Origin of the sequence: Roseateles subflavus (assembly GCF_030285365.1) — a bacterium.
GTDB classification, from domain to species: domain Bacteria; phylum Pseudomonadota; class Gammaproteobacteria; order Burkholderiales; family Burkholderiaceae_C; genus Roseateles_B; species Roseateles_B subflavus.
Genome location: NZ_JASVDS010000006.1, coordinates 234,641 through 253,849 on the forward strand (window position 1 = coordinate 234,641; position 19,209 = coordinate 253,849).

Sequence of the window (19,209 nt, forward strand, 5' to 3'; positions counted from 1 at the left end):
ACAGATGCCGCGGTTTGATGCCGAAACGGCCCGCTGCCGGCCCAGATCAGCCGCCGCCGCGCACGGGCAGGCCGTGGGCCAGCCACGCGGCCATGCCCCCAGTGAGGTTGCGGACGCGACGGTGTCCCAGATGGCGCAGGTAGTTCATGGCCTGCTGGCTGCGCCCGCCGGCGGCACAGGCCAGGATCAGATCTGCATCAGCCGGCAATTCGGTGTGGCGCCGCTCGAAATCGCTCAGGGGCATGAGCAGCAGCCGCTCGACGCCATAGCCCAGCCGGGTCACCTCGTGCCCCTCGCGCACATCGACCAGCCAGGCGCCCTCGCGGATGGCCTGGAGCGCGGCACGGGGGTCGAGGTGAAGCAGTGGCAGGGAGAGGGTCATGGGCAGGGACTCCGTCGGGAAGGACACAGCATCGCAGGACGAGCACACCGTCATGGCTTGAGGAACGGGGCCTGGGCGTCGCTCATCCGCGCATGGTGGCGCGCCAGCTGGCCACAGACCAGGTCACACAGCGCATAGACCGAGGGATCGGCGATCCGGTAGTAGACGCTGGTGCCCCGCCCCTCGCGGTCCACCAGGCCGTGCCGCTGCAGCTGGGCCAGGTGGCGGGAGATGTTGGCCGCGCTGCTGCCGCAGGCCCGGGCCAGTTCGCCCACGCACCGGGGCTGCTCGCGCAACTGGTTGAGCACGCGCAGGCGGCTGGGTTCGGCCAGCAGCTGGAAGAAGCCCGCCACCTGGGCCAATGCGCTGTCGGGCAGGTCGCGGATGCCGCAGTGCTCGGGCAGGGGCGCGGCTGCGCCGGGGAGCGGGGCCGCGGTGGCGGAGGCGGGAACCATGGGCATCGTGCGGACCTCAAGGCTGCGACAGACCCCCGCGAGGGCGCCCACCCGGCTCGACCCGGCGCGGCGCCCCATGGATGCGGCGGTCTTTTGTTTTCATGTTTGACTATTTGCGTGATTGCGCAAATAATAAATGCAACAGGACCTGCTGTCCAGCCTTTCGCCGACCCACCACCATGCGCACTCCGTCCCCCCTCTTCCCTGCGGCTCTGCTGCTCGCGGCACTTGCCAGCCAGCCCCTGCCTGCACGGGCACAGTCCGCGGCGCCGCCGGCCCTGCAGACCTACGTCGCGCAGCCGGACCGCGCGGCCCAGGGCCTGCGCTACGAGGCCCGCGTCGAGGCCGTGCGCCAGACCACGCTGGCGGCGCAGGTCGCCGGTGCGGTCGTGCAGCTGGACGTCAGGCCGGGCGACGCCGTCAAGGCCGGGCAGCTGCTGATGCGCCTGGATGCCCGCAGCGCCGACCAGAACGCCCAGGCCAGCGAAGCCCAGGCCGGGGTGGCCCGCGCCCAGCTGGACCTTGCCCGCCGCGAGCTGGACCGCCAGCAGCAGCTCTTCCGACAGCACTTCATCAGCCAGGCCGCCCTGGATCAGACGGAGGCGCAGTTCAAGGCGACGCAGGCCCAGGTGCAGGCGCAGCTGGCCCAGGCCGGCGCCGCGCGCAGCCAGAGCGCCTGGTACCAGCTGCGTGCGCCTTATGCCGGCGTGATCGCCGAGGTGCCCGTGGTACAGGGCGACATGGCCCTGCCCGGGCGCAGCCTGGCCGTCCTGTACGACCCCACCGCCTTGCGCGTGACCGCCCATGTGCCTCAGGCGGAGGTGCGGGCCGTGCAGGCCGCCCTGGACAGCAAGGACGCGGGCATCGCGCTCGTGATCGACCTCCCGGCCCTCGGCGTCCTGGGCCAGGCGCCGCGCCGCGTGCAGTGGCTGCCTACCGTGGACGGCAGCAGCGGCACCGTGGAGCTGCGGGCCGATCTGCCCTCGCCGCTGACCGGGCAGCTCCAGGCGCTCGTGCCGGGGCAGTTCGCCCAGGTCCGGCTGGTCGGTCCCTCCGCGGAGCCGGGCCGGGCCGGTGTGCTGACCGTGCCGGCGCAGGCGGTGGTCCGCCGTGCCGAGATGACCGGACTCTACGTGCTCAATGCCGAGGGCCGCCCGCTGCTGCGCCAGGTGCGCCTGGGCGAGCTGCGCGGGGGTCAGATCGAGATCCTGAGCGGGCTTCGCGCCGGCGAGCGCGTCGCCCTGGAGCCGCAGGTGGCGGCGCGCGTGCGCTGATCGGGGATGGACATGGCTGACCGCACCCCCGCCCCCCTCGGCCTCTCCGGCCGCATCGCCGCCTTCTTCCAGGCCGCACAGATCACGCCGCTGCTGGCCCTCGTGGCGCTGTTGCTGGGTCTCTTCGCCGTGATGGTCACGCCGCGCGAGGAGGAGCCGCAGATCAACGTCACCATGGCCAACGTGCTGGTGCCCTTCCCGGGCGCCTCGGCCAAGGACGTCGAGCAGATGGTCGCCGGCCCCGGCGAGCAGGTGCTGTCGCGCATGGCCGGCGTCGAGCACGTGATGTCCGTGTCCCAGCCCGGCCTCGCCGTGCTGACCGTGCAGTTCAAGGTCGGTGTGCCTCGCACCGAGGCGCTGGTGCGCCTGCAGGAGACCGTGAGCAGCCATGCCGACTGGCTGCCCGCCGGCCTCGGCGTGCAGGCGCCGCTGGTCAAGCCCAAGGGCATCGATGACGTGCCCATCGTCAGCCTCACTCTCTTCAGCACACAGCCCGAGACCGGTGCGGCCGACCTCGAGCGCGTGGCCCACAGCCTCGAGACCGAGCTCAAGCGCGTGCCGGGAACGCGGGACGTCGTCAGCATCGGCGGCCCCGGGCGCGCCGTGCAGGTGCAGATCGACGCCGACCGCCTCGCCCGTGCGGGCCTGAGCGTGGCGGAGCTGCGCCAGGCGCTGCAATCCGCGCAGATGGGCCTGCCGCTGGGCGATCTGCTCCAGGGCGGCCAGGCCGTCGCGCTGGAGGCCGGCCCCTGGCTGCGCTCCGCCCGCGACCTCGAAGACCTGGTGGTGGCCGTGCGTGGCGGCAAGCCGCTCTTCCTGCGCGAGGTGGCCCGCATCATCGACGGCCCGCTCACGCCCGGCCGCTATGTGTGGCACGGCACCGGCGGGGCCCCGCAGCCCGAGGGCGCGGCGTCGGCGGTCCGGGGCGAGTTCCCCGCCATCACCCTGGCCATCACCAAGAAGGCCGGCGAGAACGCCATCGACGTCGCCAATGCGCTGATGCAGCGCGTGGACGCGCTGCGCAACACCGTCATCCCCGCGGACGTGCAGGTGCAGGAGACGCGCAACTACGGCGCCACCGCCAATGACAAGGCGCAGAAGCTCATCCAGAAGCTGCTCTTCGCCACGGCCTCGGTCGTCGCGCTGGTCTTCCTCGCGCTGGGCCGCCGCGAGGCCGCCATCGTGGGCACCGCCGTGATCCTCACGCTGACGGTCACCCTCTTCGCCTCCTGGGCGTGGGGCTTCACGCTCAACCGCGTCTCGCTCTTCGCGCTGATCTTCTCCATCGGCATCCTCGTGGACGACGCCATCGTCGTCGTCGAGAACATCCACCGCCACCAGCAGCTGCACCCGCAGCTCACGCTGGCGCAGCTGATCCCGGGCGCGGTCGACGAAGTCGGCGGGCCCACCATCCTCGCCACGCTGACGGTCATCGCCGCGCTGCTGCCCATGGCCTTCGTGAGCGGGCTGATGGGGCCGTACATGGGCCCCATCCCCATCAATGCGAGCATGGGCATGCTGCTGTCCCTGGCCATCGCCTTCGTGGTCACGCCCTGGCTGGCGCGTCTGTGGATGAAGGCGCTGCCGGCCGGCCACCCCGGCGATCCCGAGGCCCTGCACGGTCTGTCGGCGCGCCTGGCGCCGGTCTTCACGCGGCTGTTCACGCCGCTGCTCGACGAGCGCCGTGGCCCGCGCAGCCGCCGCCTGCTGGGTGCAGGCATTGCCGGCCTGATCGCGCTGTCGCTGGCCCTGCCCGCGGCCGGCCTCGTGATGCTCAAGATGCTGCCCTTCGACAACAAGTCCGAGCTGCAGGTGGTGGTGGACATGCCGGCCGGCACGCCGCTGGAGCAGACGGCCGCGGTGCTGCACGAGCTGGGCGCCTATCTCTCGACGCAAGCCGAGGTGCAGCACTACCAGGCCTACGCGGGCACGGCCTCGCCGATCAACTTCAACGGCCTCGTGCGCCAGTACGACCTGCGCGCCGGCAGCGAGCAGGGCGACCTGCAGGTGACCCTGGTCGACAAGCACCACCGCTCGGCACAGAGCCATGCCATCGCCACGCGCCTGCGCCCCCCGCTGCAGGCCATCGGCCAGCGCTTCGGCGCGAACGTCAAGGTCGTCGAGGTGCCCCCGGGCCCGCCGGTGCTGGCCCCGCTCGTGGCCGAGGTCTACGGCGCGGACGATGCCGGCCGGCTGCAGCTCGCCCGCCAGATCCGCCGGGTCTTCGAGGCCCAGGCGGGCCTCGTCGATGTGGACGACAGCGGCATCGCCGCGGCGCCCCGCCAGCTGCTGCTCGTGCAGCGCGCCCGCGCCGCCGAGCTCGGCGTGAGCCAGGCCGCCATCGTCAGCACGCTGCGCACCGCGCAGGCCGGCGAGTCCGTGGTCTACCTGCACGACCAGAGCAAGTACCCCCGCGCTGTGCGCCTGCAGCTGCCCCCCGAGCAGCAGGGCCGGCTCGACGCCCTGCTCTCGCTGCGCGTGCGCTCGGCGCAGGGCGCGCTCGTGCCGCTGCGTGAGCTGGTGACGATCTCCGACACCCAGCGCGAGCAGCCGATCCACCACAAGGACCTGCTGCCCGTGACCTACGTCGTGGGCGACATGGCCGGCCGCGTGGACAGCCCGCTCTACGGCATGTTCCAGATGCGTGGGGCGATCGCCCAGCTGAAGGCGCCCGACGGCGGCCCCGTCGCGGAGTACTTCATCCGCCAGCCCGACGACGCGTTCCGCGGCTACGCCCTCAAGTGGGACGGCGAGTGGCAGATCACCTACGACACCTTCCGCGACATGGGCGCCGCCTATGCCGTGGGCCTCGTGCTGATCTACCTGCTCGTGGTCGCGCAGTTCGGCTCCTACCTCACGCCGCTCATCATCATGGCGCCCATCCCGCTGACGATCATCGGCGTGATGCCCGGCCACGCGCTGCTGGGCGCCCAGTTCACGGCCACCAGCATGATCGGCATGATCGCGCTGGCCGGGATCATCGTGCGCAACTCGATCCTGCTCGTCGACTTCATCCACCTGCAGGTGCGCGCCGGGATGGCCTTCGAGACGGCCATCCTGCGCTCCGCCATCACCCGCGCCCAGCCCATCCTGCTGACGGGCCTGGCCGCGATGCTCGGCGCCTTCTTCATCCTCGACGACCCCATCTTCAACGGCCTGGCCATCTCGCTGATCTTCGGCATCCTGGTCTCGACGCTGCTGACGCTCGTCGTCATCCCGACGCTCTACTTCGTTGCCTACCGGCACCGCCTGCACCTGCTTCACCGGCAGCCGGCGGATGCCTCTCCCATCCCCTCTCCCGAAGGAGCCTGACATGACCTCCTGGCAGATCGTCCGCATCGCCGCCGGCAGCTTCGTGCTGCTGTCCCTCGCCCTCGGCCTCCCCGGCAGCCCGCTGTTCCTCTCACAATGGTGGCTGGCCTTCACGGCCTTCGTCGGGCTGAACCTGCTGCAAAGCGGCTTCACCCGCTGGTGCCTGATGGAGACGCTGCTGCGCAAGCTCGGGGTGCGCCCGGGCTGCTGATTCGAGGAGGACACCATGCATCTGGTCTGTGCCCATTGCGGGGCCACCAATCGCGTGCCGACGGAGCGCCTGCAGGACGGGCCGGTCTGCGGCCGCTGCGGCGCCGAGATCGCCCCGGCGCGCCCGCTGGCGCTGGGCGACGCCCATTTCGCCGACTACATCGCGCGGACCGAGGCCCCCGTCGTCGTGGACTTCTGGGCGGCCTGGTGCGGCCCCTGCCGCATGATGGCGCCGCAGTTCGAGACCGCCGCGGCGCAGGCGCCGGGCATCCGCTTCGTGAAGGTGGACACCGAGGCCAGCCCGCAGACAGCGGCGCGGCTCGGCATCCGCAGCATTCCCACCCTGGCGCTGTTCCTCGGCGGCCGCGAGGTGGCGCGCCAGAGCGGCGCCATGCCCGCGGCCGAGCTGCTGCGCTGGCTCCAATCCCATCTCCAGAAAGGACAGGGCTGATGAGCGACGAACTCGTGCGCGTTGAACTGGTCCAGCAGGCGGACTACCGCTTCGACACCCGCTTCGGCGGCGACGTCCCCGCCGTGCTGACCGACGAACCACCGCCCCTGGGCAGCGGCCAGGGGCCCTCGCCCGTGCAGCTGCTGTGCGCGGCCGTGGGCAACTGCCTGTCGGATTCGCTGCTCTTTGCGCTGCGCAAGTACAAGCAGGCGCCCGAGCCGCTGCGCTGCAGCGTCGAAGCCCAGGTCGGCCGCAATGCCGAGGGCCGCGTGCGCGTGCTGGCGATGCAGGCCCGGCTGCAGCTCGGGGTGCCGGCAGCGCAGCTGCAGCACCTCGATCGCGTGCTGAGCCAGTTCGAGGCCTTCTGCACCGTGACGCAGAGCGTAGGCCAGGGCATCGCCATCAGCACCGAGGTCCGCGATGCCGAAGGCGCGCTGCTCAAGCCCGCCGCGCCCCTGTCACACGGATCTTCGTGATCCCCCGGATCCTTCTTCCCCTCAACACACCAAGGAGTGAATCATGCAAGCCAATATCGGAACCCTGGACCGCGCCATGCGCATCATCGCCGGCCTCATCCTGATCGCCTGCACCCTGCTGGGCTTCATCGGCGCCTGGGGCTGGATCGGCGTCGTCTTCGTGGCGACCGGGGCCCTTCGCTTCTGCCCGGCCTACCTGCCCTTCGGCATGAGCACCTGCAAGCTGCCTGAGCAGAAGTAGGCCGCGACCGGCCGGCGGGGGCGCCCCCGCCCCTGTCGCCTGGGCGTCAACGGACGCGGGAAGCTCCCAGGGCTGGCCGGCGGATCGCTGGGGTAGTGTGGGGCCATGAGCAGCACGCCGCCCCGCACCGTCTTCGAACCCGAGTTCACCGTCGCCCTGTGCCAGATCTTCGAGGAGCACATCAGCTTCAACAAGGTGCTGGGTCTGCAGGTCACGGCCCTGGAGGCCCTCGCCGCCGAAGCCACCGTGGTGATGCGCCCCGAGCTCATCGGCCATTTCGCGCATCAGCGCATGCACGGCGGCGTCATTTCCGCGACGCTCGATGCGCTGGGCGGGCTGGCCGTGATGGCAGCCATCGGTGACCGTCACCGCGACGAGTTGCCCTCCGTCCGGCTGCAGCGCTTCAACAAGCTCGGCACCATCGACCTGCGCGTCGACTACCTGCGCCCGGCCATCGGAGACCACTTCATCGCCCGCGCCGAGGTCCTGCGCCTGGGCAGCCGTGTGGCCAGCACCCGCATGGAGTTCATGGACGCCCAGCGCCGCCTGCTCAGCACCGGCTCCGCCGCCTACATGGTGTCCTGAGCCGGAATGCGGGCGAGCTCGGGCGGCGCGCCATCAGGGTTTGCCGCGGCCTGCAGCGGTGATTTCTGGCAGGGGGCGGCCGGCGAATTGGCATAGAGTCCGGGCATGCAGTACCCGCCGTACCCCGACGCCGACCGGGGCGTTTCACTGTCGGCCACCCCCACCTCGAACGGGCCGGCCCCTTCGAGCCCCCGAGCGCAGGCGCCGCTGGACGCCACCGCCAGCGCCACGGCGGCCGGCGAGGCCCTGCTGGCGCAGGCGATCCAGTCCTGGCAGACCGGCGATCTGCTGCCCAGCTGCCGCCAGGCGCTGTCCGCGGCCGTCGCGCTCAGCAATGGCCCTCCCTCCCCCCAGTTGCCGCACGCGCTGCGCCAGGCCGCGCTGGCCTTGTGCGAGTTCGGTCTTGCCGCCGAGGCGCTGCCCCTTGCCCGTACCGCCGTGCGCTACCTGGAACGCGAGGGCCTGCACGAGCCGCTCTCCGCCTGCCTCAGCTGCCTCGGCCATGTGCACGCGCGGCTCGGCCAGCTCGACCAGGCCGAGCTGCTGCACATGCGCGCCCTCTCCCTGGCGCGCGAATCCATCGACAGCGCCGACCGCATGCGGGCCTACACGAACCTCATCGTCTCGATGTCGGCTGCCCATGAGCAGGCCCTGGAGCGCAACGACGAGGAGGGCCGCGTGATGGCGCGGCTCGCGCTCCGCCGCGCCGAGCGCCAACTGGGCGGCGCGCGCTCCCTCGCGCAGGACGGACGCCTGCAGGGCGGCTTCCAGGGCGTGCTGAAGCTGGCTGTCGCCCACCTGCTGGTGCTGCTGCACCGGCTGGACGAGGCGGAGACGATGCTCAACCAGCTGCTGTCGCTGTGGTCGCAGGACGAGAAGACACGCTACTGGCGCTGGTCAGCCCTGGAAAGCATGGCCGAGCTGCTGAACCGGCGGGGCCGCCCGGGCGAGGCCTGGCAGCTGCTGCAGGAGCTGCTCCTCGTGCCCGAGTTGCAGAGCAACGTGCAGCTCCATGGCGCGCTGCTGCGGCAGGCCATGCGCTGCCTGCGCGCCGTCGACAGCCCCGAGACCGCCCAGCGCCTGCAGGCCCTGGAAGCGCAGCGCCGCCAATGGGAGCTGCAGAACGCCCAGGCCGCGGCCGAGGCGCGCGAGACGCTCGCGCAGGAACTGCACCTCATCCAGCCCTGGATGCAGGCGCTGCTCAGCGCCGAGGACTGACGCGGTAGGCGCAGCGGCGCGCACCCGCCAGCTGATGCTCCGTGCGCTGCACCTCGGCCCAGGGGGCGAGGCAACGCTGGAACAGGGCCAGCTCCGATCGGCAGAAGCCCTGGCAGACCTGGGCGGCGGCACAGATGGGACAGTGGTCCTCGATCAGCAGCCAGTCGGTGCCGTCCCGCTCCAGGCGTGCCATGTAGCCCTCGCGCTCGCGTTCGGCCGCCAGGGCCTGCAGGGCGCCACGCAGGCCGCGGCAGCGGGCCAGCGCCGCCCGGTAGCGCTGCTCGGCGTCCCGCTCGCGGGTATCGACCAGGCGTTCGAGGGCGGCCTCGCCGAACAACACGCGGACCTCCCGGATCAGCTGCACCGTCAGCTCGCCGTGCCGGTCAGGGAACAGGGCGTGCCCCGCTTCGCTGAGCTGCCACAGACGCCGCGGCCGCCCCACGCCGGCGGGCTCGTCCTGCCATCGCAGCAAGCCCTCCTCGGCCAGCTGGGCCAGCTGCTTGTGGGCACCCATGAGGCTGAGGCCCAGCGCTTCGGCCACCTGCGCGGCCGGCTGCTGGCCCGCCTGCTTGAGCTGCTGCAGCAGGCGCTGGCGGGAGGCCGTTCTCATGCATCCTCCCGGGGCGCTGGCGCCTCGTGCGGCTGCTCGCTGCGGGCCAGCGCCAGCAGCTGCCACGCCGCCAGCACGCAGGTCAGGCCGCCGAGGCCCATGATCCACCGCGAGGACAGCAGTGCCAGCGCCGAGCCCAGCAGCGCCACCAGCACATTGGACAGACAGAAGATCGTGGACAGCAGGCCCATCACCCGCCCCTGCCCGTGGGCAGCGAAGCGCTCGGACATCCAGGCGGGCATCACCGCGTTGTAGAGCGCCAGCGGCAGGCCCAGCGTCGCGATCATCACCAGTCCCGGCGTGGCCGGCAGCACCGCCAGCAGACTGAGGCCGATGGCCGCCACGAGCGCCATCCAGGCCGCCCCGCGCAGGGGGTGGCGCCGCCCGCCGCCGAAGCGCCCGGCGAGCACGCTGGCCAGCGTCATCGTGGCGCACTGGGCGGCCGTGACGTAGGCGATGCCGCGGCTGTCGAGCCCCGCCTGCTCCAGCATCCACAGCGGCGCGAACTCGTACAACGCCGTGACCCCCAGCGTGTAGAGAAACTGCAGCAGGGCCAGGCGGGCGAGCACGGCGTCGGTGCGCAGCAGGCCCAGCGCCTGCTGCTCACGCATGGCCTTCAGCAGGTGCAGCGGCCCGCTCGCCCGCGGCCCGGCCGGCACGCCCGCGGCCAGGATGACGAGACAGGGCAGCATGGCCAGCCCCGCCAGCACGAAGGGCACGGGCTCGCCCCAGCTCAGCGTCAGGCCGCCCACCAGAGGCCCGAGCAGCCAGCCCGCGTAGAGGCAGGCATTGAGCCAGGCCAGGCCGCGGGTGCGGTCGATCTGGCCGTGCAGGTCCGCCACGAGCGCGCGTGCGACGGCCACATTGCCCTCGGTGAGGCCGGTCACGAAGCGCGCCAGCACGAAGACCACATACCAGCGCTGCTGCAGGGCATAGGCCGTCAGCAGGTAGCCCAGCAGCGTGGCAGTGAGCGTCACGTTGAGCACCGCGCGGCGGCCGTAGCGGTCCGAGAGCGGCCCGATGAAGAGGCTCCCCAGCAGGATGCCGAGCGGATTGACGGCCAGGGCCAGGCCCATCAGCAGCTTGGGATCCAGCCCCATGAAGTGCGTGAAGCCGTCGCGCGCGCCGTCCACGAAGATGGGCGCGAGGATGGGATAGGGCATGGCCACGCCGACGGTGCTCATCAGCGCCAGGGCGCAGACGGCGCCGAGCACCCAGTAGGGATGGCGGATCGCGGGCGTCGTGGGCTCGGGGACGGGGGGTGTGAGGGTGGCGCTCATGCGGCGCAGACCCGATGCAGGGGCGTGAACGAGGGCATGCGCGCATGATGGCCGGGCGCCGGAAAATAATCAACGAAACGTTTATTAACCACGACCTCATCGAGGCGGATCATGGCCTGCTCCGGGCCCGCCCCTCCCTGCCGACGGGCGGCCGAAGGCACAATGGCACCATGGCATTTCGCGCACTCGAGCTCCCACACGACATCAGCGGCCGGCTGTGGCTGCAGTCCATGCCCGGCCGCCTCGAACCCTGGGGCAGCTTCCTTGACGAAGCCCGCACGCGGCAGCTGACGCTGGTGAGCTGCCTGAATCCGCTGGACGAGGTGGCGCAGCTCTCGCCCCTTTATCACAAGGCCATCAGCGAGGGCCGCCTGCCCTTTCGCTGGCAGCACCTGCCCATGCGGGACTTCGGCCTGGGTTCGAACCCCGAGGTCTTCCGCCAGGGGGTCGAGACGCTGATCCACAGCCTGCGCGTGGGTGACCGCGTGCTGCTGCATTGCGCGGCCGGCATCGGGCGCACCGGCACCGTGGCGGCCTGCGTGCTCAAGGGGCTGGGGCTGCCTGTCGAGGACTCGCTGCTGCGCGTGCGCCAAGCCGGTTCCAACCCGCAATCGGCCGTGCAGAGCGGCTGGGTGGAGCAGTTCTGAACATCTCGCCTGCCATGGCGGCGCTGCCACCCGCCCCGGACTCGCAGCGCCTGGCCCTGGGCTGGGTGCATGTGGGCCCTGGCTGCCTCGTCGTCGACAAGCCCAGCGGCCTGCTCTCGGTGCCCGGTCGCGGCGAGGACAAGCAGGACTGCGCCCTCCATCGCGTGCAGGCGCGCTTCCCCGAGGCCCTGGTCGTGCATCGCCTGGACATGGCGACCTCGGGCCTGCTCGTCTTCGCCCGCAGCCCGGCCGTGCAGCGCGAGCTCAGCGACGCCTTTGCCGGGCGGCAGGTCGAGAAGCGCTATGTGGCCGTGCTGGGCGGCGTGCTGGCGACGGACGATCAGCTCATCGACCTGCCCCTCGTGACCGACTGGCCCAACCGGCCGCGGCAGATGGTGTGCCCTGAGCGCGGCAAACCCTCGCAGACCCGGCTGCGCGTGCTGTCCCGCGACGAGCTTGCCCGGACGACCCGGGTCGAGCTCACGCCCTACACCGGCCGCTCGCATCAGCTGCGCGTGCACTGCCTGGCCCTGGGGCACCCCATCCTCGGCGACGCGCTCTACGCCCCGCCCGAGCTGCTCGCCGCCGCCCCGCGGCTGCTGCTGCACGCCTGCGCGCTGGGACTGCCGGCGACCTCACTGGAGGGCGCGCTGGCGCTGGCCAGCCCTCCCCCGTTCTGAGTCTCGCGGCACCGGCCCGGCCGCGCGAGAATGCGCGCATGAACAGCCCCAAGCGCCATCTCTACATCATCAGCGGCAGCTCGCGCGGCCTGGGCTTGGCCCTCGCGCGACAGCTGCTCGCCAGTGCCGAGCACCAGGTCCTGGGCATCGCCCGCCGCGACAACGAGACCCTCTACGGTCTGGCGGCCTCCACAGGCAGCGGCCTGCTGCAGTGGCGCCAGGATCTCTCGAACCCGCTGCCGGCGGCCCAGACCCTGAAGCAGTGGCTGCAGGCCCAGCCGCTCGCCGGCTTCGCCAGCCTCACGCTGATCAACAACGCCGGCGCCGTCACGGCCCCGGCCGCTGTGCAGGACACCGGCCTGGCCGAGCTGTCCAGTGCCCTGCGCGTCGGCGCCGAGGCGGCGCTGCTGCTCAGTGCCGCCTTCCTCGACGCCTGCCGGCAGGTGCCGGGCGAGCTGCGCGTGCTGAACATCTCGTCCGGGCTCGGACGCCGCGCCATGGCCGGCACGGCGGCCTACTGCGCCGCCAAGGCGGCGATGGACCACCTCTCCCGGGCGATGGCCCTGGACGAGGCCCACCGGGCCGCCCAGGGCCTGAAGGCGGCCCGCATCGTGTCCCTGGCGCCCGGCGTTGTCGACACCGACATGCAGGTGCAGCTGCGCACGGCTTCGCCCGCCGGTTTCCCGGACCAGGGCCGCTTCGCCGCCTTGAAGGCCGAGCAGCAGCTGAGCAGCCCGGAAGCGGCAGCGGCGGCCGTGCTGCGCTTCCTCGCGCGGCCGGACTTCGGCGATCAGGTGATTGCAGACGTGCGCGAGGCCTGAGCCCGCCCATGGCGGCCTCGGCTCCTCCACACGAGGGGCGCGAGGCGGCGCCTGCCGCCCGGCGCTCGCGGCCTCAGCCCAGGAGATTGGCCAGCGTCAGCAGCGCCAGCAGGAACATCCACAGCACGACCGAACGCCAGACCAGGCCGACCACGCTCTGCAGGTGGCCGAGCGCCGGCGCCATCCCGGGCGTGGAGCCCTCGGCGCGGGTGGCGTCCATGTCACCGCCCGCCTCGAAGGTCTTGCTGCGATCGGGCGTGACGCCCGGGGCCGCGGTGCCGCCCAGCTGAACGCCCAGGGCACCCGCGGCCGACGCCAGGATGATGCCCTCGTTGGGATGCATCCACAGCCCGGCGTCGCGACGCCAGCCGTTCACGGCTTCCTCGAAGTTGCCCACGATGGCAAAGCCCGTGGCCGTCAGGCGGGCGGGCACGTAGTCGACCCAGCCGAAGAACTGGCGGGAGATCTGCATCAGGCGCTCGTTGGTGGGGGCGTCGATGGTGCGGCTCTTGAAGGCCCAGTAGCGGCTCGCGAATTCCGCCATGCGGTAGAGAATGGCGCCCGCCGGGCCCAGGCCCACGGTGGACAGCACGATGAACCAGAAGAACACGCCGAAGACGTGGCGGTGCGCGGCCAGCAGCGAATGCTCGACGACGTGGCGCAGCAGCTCCGTGCGCGGCAGCTCGCTGGCATCGAGGTGACGCCATTCGGCGAGCAGGCGGCGGGCCTCCAGCTCGTCCGCCCGCTCCAGGGCGTCCCGGATGTCGGTGAAGTAGTGGCTGAACTGCCGGAAGCCGAGTGTGAGGTAGAGGATCAGGACGTCCAGCGCCAGTGCGCCAAGCACCGTGAAGTGCCGCACCAGACCGTAGACGACGGCCGCCATCAGCGCCGGCCCGAGCACCGTGATGCCCCAGACGACCAGCGCATGGCGCTCCTTGCCGGCATCGAAATTCCGGCCCGTCCAGCGCACCCAGCTGATCACGCCTTCGTGCACGGCATTGCCATGCGGCAGCGGCTTGAGCTGCTCACAGATCAGGGCCAGCAGGACGGCGAAGAAGTTCATGGGCCCGCATGATAGCGGCCCGGCGGGCGTCAGGCCGAGAGGAAGCGATAGAAGTTGCGCAGCATGGCGGCCGTCGCCCCCCAGATGAAGTACTCGCGCGACACCCCGGCAAGATCTGACCCCGTCCAGGGCATGGACAGGAACTGCCGTTCGCCCTCCTCCCAGCGGAAGACGTGGCGCTGGTGGTTGGCCGGATCCATCAGGAAGGCCAGGGGCACCTCGAAGGCCTCGGCCACCTCGAAGTCGTCCAGCGCGAGGTCGAAGCCCGGCTCGACCAGCGCCACCACGGGATGCACCATGAAGGCGGTGACGGTGCGGTAGATCGGCAGCTGCCCCAGCACCTCCACATGGCGCGGATGCAGGCCGATCTCCTCCTGGGCTTCGCGCAGGGCCGTGGCGACAGCATCGACGTCTTCCGGTTCCGTGCGGCCGCCGGGAAAGCTGATCTGCCCGGCGTGGTCCCGCAGATGCGCCGTGCGCTGCGTCAGGAGCACCTGCAAGCCCTGCGGCCGCTTCACCAACGGCACCAGCACGGCCGCCGCCGCGGGCTCGCGCTGACTCAGCACGCCACCGTCTCCCGGCAGCTCCACCGACCAGTCCGGCGGCGCACGGAAGCGCAGGCGCAAGGCCTCGGCAGACAGGGCATCGGCCGACACGGCCGGCAGGCTGCCGTCACGGCCAGCCACCGGCACGGCACGGGGATCGAGGATGGGCGGGCGAGTCATCTGTTCAGCATAGCGCGAGCGCCCTGCCCTGCGCGTGCGCTCGGACATGCGCGGGCGCTGTCGGCGTGCCGGGGCGCCTGCGACCTGCCGCCGGGCTGCGTGCCGCCTGCGGCCGCGCGCTGGCCCGTCCGGAAAGGCAAAAGCCCCGCGCATCGCTGCAGCGGGGCTTCCGGTGACTGACCGAGGCCGACGGACGCCGGCCTCGACAGGATCAACGCTCGGCGATGGGCTTCACATTGCGGGGCGTCGCGCCCACGAACAGCTGACGCGGACGGCCGATCTTGTACTCGGGGTCAGCGATCATCTCGTTCAGCTGGGCGATCCAGCCGACGGTGCGGGCCAGCGCGAAGATGGCGGTGAACAGCGGCACGGGGATGCCGATGGCGCGCTGCACGATACCCGAGTAGAAGTCCACGTTCGGGTACAGCTTGCGGGCGACGAAGTATTCGTCTTCCAGCGCGATCTTCTCCAGCTCCATGGCCAGCTTGAACAGCGGGTCGTTGTGCAGGCCCAGCTCGCCCAGGACTTCGTGGCAGGTCTCGCGCATCAGCTTGGCGCGCGGGTCGTAGTTCTTGTAGACCCGGTGACCGAAGCCCATCAGCTTGACGTTGCTGCTCTTGTCCTTGACCTGCTTGATGAACTCGCCGATCTTGGCCACGCCACCCATCTGCTGGATGTCGTTGAGCATGTTCAGGCAGGCCTCGTTGGCGCCACCGTGAGCCGGGCCCCACAGGCAGGCCACACCGGCGGCGATGGCCGCGAACGGGTTCGTGCCCGACGAGCCGCACAGGCGGACGGTCGAGGTCGAGGCGTTCTGCTCGTGGTCGGCGTGCAGCGTGAAGATGCGGTCCATGGCGCGCACCAGCACGTCATTGGGCTTGTACTCCTCGCAGGGCGTGGCAAACATCATGCGCATGAAGTTGCCGGCGTACGAGAGGTCGTTCTTCGGGTAGATGTAGGGCTGGCCGATGGTGTACTTGTAGGCCATGGCCACCAGCGTCGGCATCTTGGCGATCAGGCGGATGGCCGCGATCTCGCGATGCTCGGGGTTATTGATGTCGGTGCTGTCGTGATAGAAGGCCGACATCGCGCCCACCAGGCCGGTCATCACGGCCATCGGGTGCGCGTCACGACGGAAGCCGCGCAGGAAGAACTGCATCTGCTCGTTGACCATCGTGTGGTGCATCACGCGGTTCTCGAACTCGGCCTTCTGGTCGGCGTTCGGCAGCTCGCCGTTCAGCAGCAGGTAGCAGGTCTCGAGGTAGTCGCAGTTCACGGCCAGCTGCTCGATCGGGTAGCCGCGGTACAGCAGCTCGCCCTTGTCGCCATCGATGTAGGTGATGGTCGAGTTGCAGGAGGCGGTCGACAGGAAACCCGGGTCGTAGGTGAACTTGCCCGTCTGGCCGTAGAGCTTGCGGATGTCGATCACATCGGGACCCACGGAGCCCTTGTAGATGGGCAGGTCCATGCTGGGGCTGCCGTCGGAGAACGACAGGGTGGCTTTGACGTCAGACGGTGTCATGGGGCGTTCCTTGTGACTTCTTGGAAAAACAGGTCAGGGGCGGTGACAGATCAGAGCGGGGTCCTGAGCATGCCCAGGACCTCCAGGAATTCGGGCGTGGCCTGCTCGCCCTCGGGCTCCTTGCGCGCCAGCAGGAGGTCCATCAGATCGTTGTCCGACAGGTCCATCAGCTGGCGCAGGCCCTCCGCCTGACGTTCCGTCAGCACGGCTTCGTAACGCTTGAAGAACCGCTCAATGAAGAGGTCATTCTCCAGCAGACCGCGGCGGCAGCGCCACTTCAGTTTGGAGAGCGCTCTCTCGTCAATGAGGGCATCGGTCAAGGTTGTCACGAATGGGGGCCTTTGCAAAGTGTCCGGGGGCGGATCGGGTCATCAGACGGCGCGACGCACCATCAGTTCCTTGATCTTGCCGATGGCCTTCGTGGGGTTTAGCCCCTTCGGGCAGACATCCACGCAGTTCATGATGGTGTGGCAGCGGAACAGGCGGTACGGATCCTCGAGGTTGTCGAGGCGCTCCGCGGTGGCCTGGTCACGGCTGTCGGCGATGAAGCGGTAGGCCTGCAGCAGACCGGCGGGGCCCACGAACTTGTCGGGGTTCCACCAGAAGCTCGGGCAGCTCGTGGAGCAGCTGGCGCACAGGATGCACTCGTACAGGCCGTCCAGCTCCTCGCGCTCTTCCGGCGACTGCAGACGCTCCTTGTCGGGCAGCGGCGTGTCGTTCACCAGATAGGGCTTGATCGAGTGGTACTGCTTGAAGAACTGCGTCATGTCCACGATCAGATCGCGCACGACAGGCAGGCCCGGCAGCGGCTTGAGCACGACCACCTGCGGCAGCGAGCGCATGTTGGTCAGGCAGGCCAGGCCGTTCTTGCCATTGATGTTCATGGCATCCGAACCGCACACACCTTCGCGGCAGGAGCGGCGGAAGCTCAGCGTGGGGTCCACGGCCTTGAGCTTGATCAGCGCGTCCAGCAGCATGCGCTCGTTGCCCTCGAGCTCGATCTCGAGGGTCTGCATGTAGGGCTTGGCGTCCTTGTCCGGGTCGTAGCGGTAGATCTGGAAGGTACGTTTTTGGCTCATGTCTCAGTCCTCAGAAGGTACGCACCTTGGGCGGCACGGATTCCACGGTCAGCGGGGTCAGCTTGACCGGCTTGTAGTCCAGGCGGTTGCCTTCGGAGTACCACAGGGTGTGCTTCATCCAGTTCGCGTCGTCGCGGTTCGGGAAGTCGTCGTGGGCGTGGGCGCCACGGGATTCCGGACGCGCGGCGGCCGAGGTCATCGTGGCCTTGGCGGCCTCGATCAGGTTCTCGACTTCCAGGGCTTCCACACGGGCGGTGTTGAAGACCTTGGACTTGTCCTTCAGGCCGATGGACTTCACGCGCTCGGCGACTTCCAGGATCTTCTTGACGCCTTCGTCCATGACGGCCTGCGTGCGGAACACGCCGGCGTGCTTCTGCATGGTCGAGCGGATGTCGTTGGCGACGTCCTGGGCGTATTCGCCATTGGAGGCCGACTCCAGGCGCGCCAGGCGGGCCAGGGTCTGGTCGGCGGCGTCCTTGGGCAGCGGCTTGTGCTCGCGGTTCTTGAGGTTGAACTCGACGATGTGCTTGCCGGCGGCACGGCCGAACACCACGAGGTCCAGCAGCGAGTTGGTGCCCAGGCGGTTCGCGCCGTGCACCGACACGCAGGAGCACTCGCCCACCGCGTACAGGCCGTTGATGACCTCGTTCGGGTTGCCGTTCTTGGGCACGACCACCTGACCGTTGATGTTGGTGGGGATGCCACCCATCTGGTAGTGGATGGTCGGCACCACGGGGATCGGCTCCTTGGTGATGTCGACGTTGGCGAAGTTGTGGCCGATCTCGAACACCGAGGGCAGACGCTTCATGATCGTCTCGGCGCCCAGGTGGGTCATGTCCAGCAGCACGTAGTCCTTGTTGGGACCGCAGCCACGGCCTTCCTTGATTTCCTGGTCCATGGAGCGGGACACGAAGTCACGCGGGGCCAGATCCTTCAGGGTCGGGGCGTAGCGTTCCATGAAGCGCTCGCCGTTGGCGTTGCGCAGGATGGCGCCCTCGCCGCGGCAGCCTTCGGTCAGCAGCACACCCGCGCCGGCCACGCCGGTCGGGTGGAACTGCCAGAACTCCATGTCTTCCAGCGGGATGCCGGCGCGTGCCGCCATGCCCAGGCCGTCGCCGGTGTTGATGAAGGCGTTGGTGGAGGCCGCGTAGATGCGGCCGGCACCGCCGGTGGCCATCAGCACAGTCTTGGCCTGCAGGATGTGGACTTCGCCGGTTTCCATCTCCAGTGCGGTCACGCCAACGACGTCGCCTTCGGCGTCACGGATGACGTCCAGGGCCATCCATTCCACGAAGAACTGGGTCTTGGCCTTGACGTTCTGCTGGTACAGCGTGTGCAGCAGCGCGTGACCGGTGCGGTCGGCGGCGGCACAGGCGCGCTGGACAGGCTTCTCGCCATAGTTGGCCGTGTGACCGCCGAACGGACGCTGGTAGATCGTGCCGTCGGCGTTGCGGTCGAAGGGCATGCCGAAGTGCTCGAGTTCGTACACGACCTTCGGGGCCTCGCGGCACATGAACTCGATGGCGTCCTGGTCACCCAGCCAGTCCGAACCCTTGACGGTGTCGAAGAAGTGGTAGTGCCAGTTGTCTTCCGACATGTTGCCCAGCGAGGCACCGATGCCGCCCTGCGCTGCCACGGTGTGCGAGCGGGTCGGGAAGACCTTGGACAGCACGGCGACGTTCAGGCCGGCCAGGGAGAGTTGCAGCGAGGCGCGCATGCCGGACCCACCGGCACCCACGATCACCACGTCAAACTTGCGCTTTGCGAGCGAGCTTCCAACTTGCATTTTTTACAGCCTCCAGAGGACTTGGATCGCCCAACCCGCGCAACCCACCAACCAGACCAGGGTGAACACGTGCAGCGTCAGGCGCAGGCCGACGTGCTTCACGTAGTCCATCCAGATGTCGCGAACACCGACCCAGGCGTGGTACGCCAGGGCGATGATGGTCGCGAAGGTCACGAACTTCATCCATTGCTGGGAGAAGATCCCGGCCCACAGCTCGTAGCCCAGCGGCTTCGTGGTGAGGAGGATCTGGGCCAGCAGCACGATGGTGAACAGGGCCATCAGCACGGCCGTCACGCGCTGGGCCAGCCAGTCGCGCAGACCATAGTGCGCACCGCTGACGATGCGCTTGGTTCCGTAAGTACTCATTCTTTGCACCTCAATCCAGATCAGGC

22 protein-coding genes are annotated in these 19,209 nt (G+C 70.0%); 11 read left to right on the plus strand and 11 right to left on the minus strand.

Going from position 1 to position 19,209, the window contains the following annotated elements; all coding sequences use genetic code 11:
- Positions 1–46: 46 nt before the first annotated feature.
- Positions 47–382, minus strand: coding sequence for a rhodanese-like domain-containing protein (locus tag QRD43_RS19405; protein WP_285984148.1), 336 nt, complete (start codon positions 380–382; stop codon positions 47–49).
- Between the two features lie 50 nt (positions 383–432).
- Positions 433–843 (minus strand): ArsR/SmtB family transcription factor, encoded by a 411-nt coding sequence (locus QRD43_RS19410; protein ID WP_434063911.1) that lies wholly within the window; start codon positions 841–843, stop codon positions 433–435.
- A 173-nt stretch (positions 844–1,016) separates the two neighbouring features.
- Between QRD43_RS19410 and QRD43_RS19415 the strand changes: the two genes are divergently transcribed.
- The 8 genes from QRD43_RS19415 (at position 1,017) to QRD43_RS19450 (ending at position 8,604) form a co-directional block, all read left to right on the plus strand.
- Positions 1,017–2,111, plus strand: coding sequence for an efflux RND transporter periplasmic adaptor subunit (locus QRD43_RS19415; protein ID WP_285984149.1), 1,095 nt, complete (start codon positions 1,017–1,019; stop codon positions 2,109–2,111).
- A gap of 12 nt (positions 2,112–2,123) precedes the next feature.
- Entirely contained in the window at positions 2,124–5,423 is a 3,300-nt protein-coding gene (locus QRD43_RS19420; RefSeq protein WP_285984150.1) for an efflux RND transporter permease subunit, read from the plus strand.
- A gap of 1 nt (position 5,424) precedes the next feature.
- Complete coding sequence (locus QRD43_RS19425) at positions 5,425–5,634, plus strand: YgaP family membrane protein (RefSeq protein ID WP_285984151.1); 210 nt, start codon at positions 5,425–5,427, stop codon at positions 5,632–5,634.
- Positions 5,635–5,649: 15 nt separating this feature from the next.
- Positions 5,650–6,084: a thioredoxin TrxC gene (gene trxC / locus QRD43_RS19430; protein ID WP_285984152.1), complete on the plus strand. Its 435-nt coding sequence runs from the start codon at positions 5,650–5,652 to the stop codon at positions 6,082–6,084.
- Positions 6,084–6,560: an OsmC family protein gene (locus tag QRD43_RS19435; protein WP_285984153.1), complete on the plus strand. Its 477-nt coding sequence runs from the start codon at positions 6,084–6,086 to the stop codon at positions 6,558–6,560. The genes trxC and QRD43_RS19435 overlap by 1 nt, the downstream gene beginning before the upstream one ends.
- Positions 6,561–6,603: 43 nt before the next feature.
- Positions 6,604–6,801 (plus strand): YgaP family membrane protein, encoded by a 198-nt coding sequence (locus QRD43_RS19440; protein ID WP_285984154.1) that lies wholly within the window; start codon positions 6,604–6,606, stop codon positions 6,799–6,801.
- 105 nt (positions 6,802–6,906) lie between these two features.
- Entirely contained in the window at positions 6,907–7,386 is a 480-nt protein-coding gene (locus QRD43_RS19445) for a thioesterase family protein (RefSeq protein WP_285984155.1), read from the plus strand.
- Positions 7,387–7,491: 105 nt separating this feature from the next.
- Entirely contained in the window at positions 7,492–8,604 is a 1,113-nt protein-coding gene (locus QRD43_RS19450; RefSeq protein WP_285984156.1) for a tetratricopeptide repeat protein, read from the plus strand.
- Here the strand turns inward: QRD43_RS19450 and QRD43_RS19455 are convergent.
- Entirely contained in the window at positions 8,588–9,214 is a 627-nt protein-coding gene (locus tag QRD43_RS19455) for a helix-turn-helix transcriptional regulator (RefSeq protein WP_285984157.1), read from the minus strand. The genes QRD43_RS19450 and QRD43_RS19455 overlap by 17 nt on opposite strands.
- Positions 9,211–10,494 carry an MFS transporter gene (locus QRD43_RS19460; protein WP_285984158.1) on the minus strand — a complete coding sequence of 428 codons (1,284 nt, stop codon included), beginning with the start codon at positions 10,492–10,494 and terminating at the stop codon, positions 9,211–9,213. The genes QRD43_RS19455 and QRD43_RS19460 overlap by 4 nt, the downstream gene beginning before the upstream one ends.
- 170 nt (positions 10,495–10,664) lie before the next feature.
- Between QRD43_RS19460 and QRD43_RS19465 the strand changes: the two genes are divergently transcribed.
- Genes QRD43_RS19465 through QRD43_RS19475 form a run of 3 tightly spaced genes read left to right on the plus strand, consistent with a single transcriptional unit; the run spans position 10,665 to position 12,642 of the window.
- Entirely contained in the window at positions 10,665–11,141 is a 477-nt protein-coding gene (locus QRD43_RS19465; RefSeq protein ID WP_285984159.1) for a protein-tyrosine phosphatase family protein, read from the plus strand.
- 14 nt (positions 11,142–11,155) lie between these two features.
- On the plus strand, positions 11,156–11,821 hold the full coding sequence (locus QRD43_RS19470) for a pseudouridine synthase (RefSeq protein ID WP_285984160.1): 666 nt from the start codon (positions 11,156–11,158) through the stop codon (positions 11,819–11,821).
- A gap of 38 nt (positions 11,822–11,859) precedes the next feature.
- A complete protein-coding gene (locus QRD43_RS19475; RefSeq protein ID WP_285984161.1) occupies positions 11,860–12,642 on the plus strand; it encodes an SDR family NAD(P)-dependent oxidoreductase in 783 nt (260 codons plus the stop codon).
- Positions 12,643–12,715: 73 nt separating this feature from the next.
- Here QRD43_RS19475 and QRD43_RS19480 read toward each other — a convergent pair whose 3' ends face one another.
- The 7 genes from QRD43_RS19480 to sdhD form a co-directional block, all read right to left on the minus strand.
- On the minus strand, positions 12,716–13,705 hold the full coding sequence (locus tag QRD43_RS19480; RefSeq protein ID WP_285984162.1) for a CobD/CbiB family protein: 990 nt from the start codon (positions 13,703–13,705) through the stop codon (positions 12,716–12,718).
- A 29-nt stretch (positions 13,706–13,734) separates the two neighbouring features.
- A complete protein-coding gene (locus QRD43_RS19485) occupies positions 13,735–14,430 on the minus strand; it encodes a CoA pyrophosphatase (protein WP_285984163.1) in 696 nt (231 codons plus the stop codon).
- A gap of 211 nt (positions 14,431–14,641) precedes the next feature.
- The gene (gene gltA / locus QRD43_RS19490) at positions 14,642–15,952 is read right to left on the minus strand and encodes a citrate synthase (RefSeq protein WP_269632581.1); all 1,311 of its coding nucleotides are present in this window, start codon (positions 15,950–15,952) and stop codon (positions 14,642–14,644) included.
- 50 nt (positions 15,953–16,002) lie between these two features.
- A complete protein-coding gene (locus tag QRD43_RS19495) occupies positions 16,003–16,272 on the minus strand; it encodes an FAD assembly factor SdhE (protein WP_285984201.1) in 270 nt (89 codons plus the stop codon).
- A gap of 51 nt (positions 16,273–16,323) precedes the next feature.
- Complete coding sequence (locus QRD43_RS19500; RefSeq protein WP_285984164.1) at positions 16,324–17,031, minus strand: succinate dehydrogenase iron-sulfur subunit; 708 nt, start codon at positions 17,029–17,031, stop codon at positions 16,324–16,326.
- 10 nt (positions 17,032–17,041) lie between these two features.
- A complete protein-coding gene (gene sdhA, locus QRD43_RS19505) occupies positions 17,042–18,817 on the minus strand; it encodes a succinate dehydrogenase flavoprotein subunit (RefSeq protein WP_285984165.1) in 1,776 nt (591 codons plus the stop codon).
- 3 nt (positions 18,818–18,820) lie between these two features.
- Positions 18,821–19,183, minus strand: coding sequence for a succinate dehydrogenase, hydrophobic membrane anchor protein (gene sdhD, locus QRD43_RS19510; protein ID WP_285984166.1), 363 nt, complete (start codon positions 19,181–19,183; stop codon positions 18,821–18,823).
- Positions 19,184–19,209: the final 26 nt, after the last annotated feature.

Bases quoted from the DNA above. Each gene is read 5' to 3' on its own strand.
- QRD43_RS19405 (WP_285984148.1), bottom strand. From the start codon at position 382: ATGACCCTCTCCCTGCCACTGCTTCACCTCGACCCCCGTGCCGCGCTC.
- QRD43_RS19410 (WP_434063911.1), bottom strand. From the start codon at position 843: ATGCCCATGGTTCCCGCCTCCGCCACCGCGGCCCCGCTCCCCGGCGCA.
- QRD43_RS19415 (WP_285984149.1), top strand. From the start codon at position 1,017: ATGCGCACTCCGTCCCCCCTCTTCCCTGCGGCTCTGCTGCTCGCGGCA.
- QRD43_RS19420 (WP_285984150.1), top strand. From the start codon at position 2,124: ATGGCTGACCGCACCCCCGCCCCCCTCGGCCTCTCCGGCCGCATCGCC.
- QRD43_RS19425 (WP_285984151.1), top strand. From the start codon at position 5,425: ATGACCTCCTGGCAGATCGTCCGCATCGCCGCCGGCAGCTTCGTGCTG.
- trxC (WP_285984152.1), top strand. From the start codon at position 5,650: ATGCATCTGGTCTGTGCCCATTGCGGGGCCACCAATCGCGTGCCGACG.
- QRD43_RS19435 (WP_285984153.1), top strand. From the start codon at position 6,084: ATGAGCGACGAACTCGTGCGCGTTGAACTGGTCCAGCAGGCGGACTAC.
- QRD43_RS19440 (WP_285984154.1), top strand. From the start codon at position 6,604: ATGCAAGCCAATATCGGAACCCTGGACCGCGCCATGCGCATCATCGCC.
- QRD43_RS19445 (WP_285984155.1), top strand. From the start codon at position 6,907: ATGAGCAGCACGCCGCCCCGCACCGTCTTCGAACCCGAGTTCACCGTC.
- QRD43_RS19450 (WP_285984156.1), top strand. From the start codon at position 7,492: ATGCAGTACCCGCCGTACCCCGACGCCGACCGGGGCGTTTCACTGTCG.
- QRD43_RS19455 (WP_285984157.1), bottom strand. From the start codon at position 9,214: ATGAGAACGGCCTCCCGCCAGCGCCTGCTGCAGCAGCTCAAGCAGGCG.
- QRD43_RS19460 (WP_285984158.1), bottom strand. From the start codon at position 10,494: ATGAGCGCCACCCTCACACCCCCCGTCCCCGAGCCCACGACGCCCGCG.
- QRD43_RS19465 (WP_285984159.1), top strand. From the start codon at position 10,665: ATGGCATTTCGCGCACTCGAGCTCCCACACGACATCAGCGGCCGGCTG.
- QRD43_RS19470 (WP_285984160.1), top strand. From the start codon at position 11,156: ATGGCGGCGCTGCCACCCGCCCCGGACTCGCAGCGCCTGGCCCTGGGC.
- QRD43_RS19475 (WP_285984161.1), top strand. From the start codon at position 11,860: ATGAACAGCCCCAAGCGCCATCTCTACATCATCAGCGGCAGCTCGCGC.
- QRD43_RS19480 (WP_285984162.1), bottom strand. From the start codon at position 13,705: ATGAACTTCTTCGCCGTCCTGCTGGCCCTGATCTGTGAGCAGCTCAAG.
- QRD43_RS19485 (WP_285984163.1), bottom strand. From the start codon at position 14,430: ATGACTCGCCCGCCCATCCTCGATCCCCGTGCCGTGCCGGTGGCTGGC.
- gltA (WP_269632581.1), bottom strand. From the start codon at position 15,952: ATGACACCGTCTGACGTCAAAGCCACCCTGTCGTTCTCCGACGGCAGC.
- QRD43_RS19500 (WP_285984164.1), bottom strand. From the start codon at position 17,031: ATGAGCCAAAAACGTACCTTCCAGATCTACCGCTACGACCCGGACAAG.
- sdhA (WP_285984165.1), bottom strand. From the start codon at position 18,817: ATGCAAGTTGGAAGCTCGCTCGCAAAGCGCAAGTTTGACGTGGTGATC.
- sdhD (WP_285984166.1), bottom strand. From the start codon at position 19,183: ATGAGTACTTACGGAACCAAGCGCATCGTCAGCGGTGCGCACTATGGT.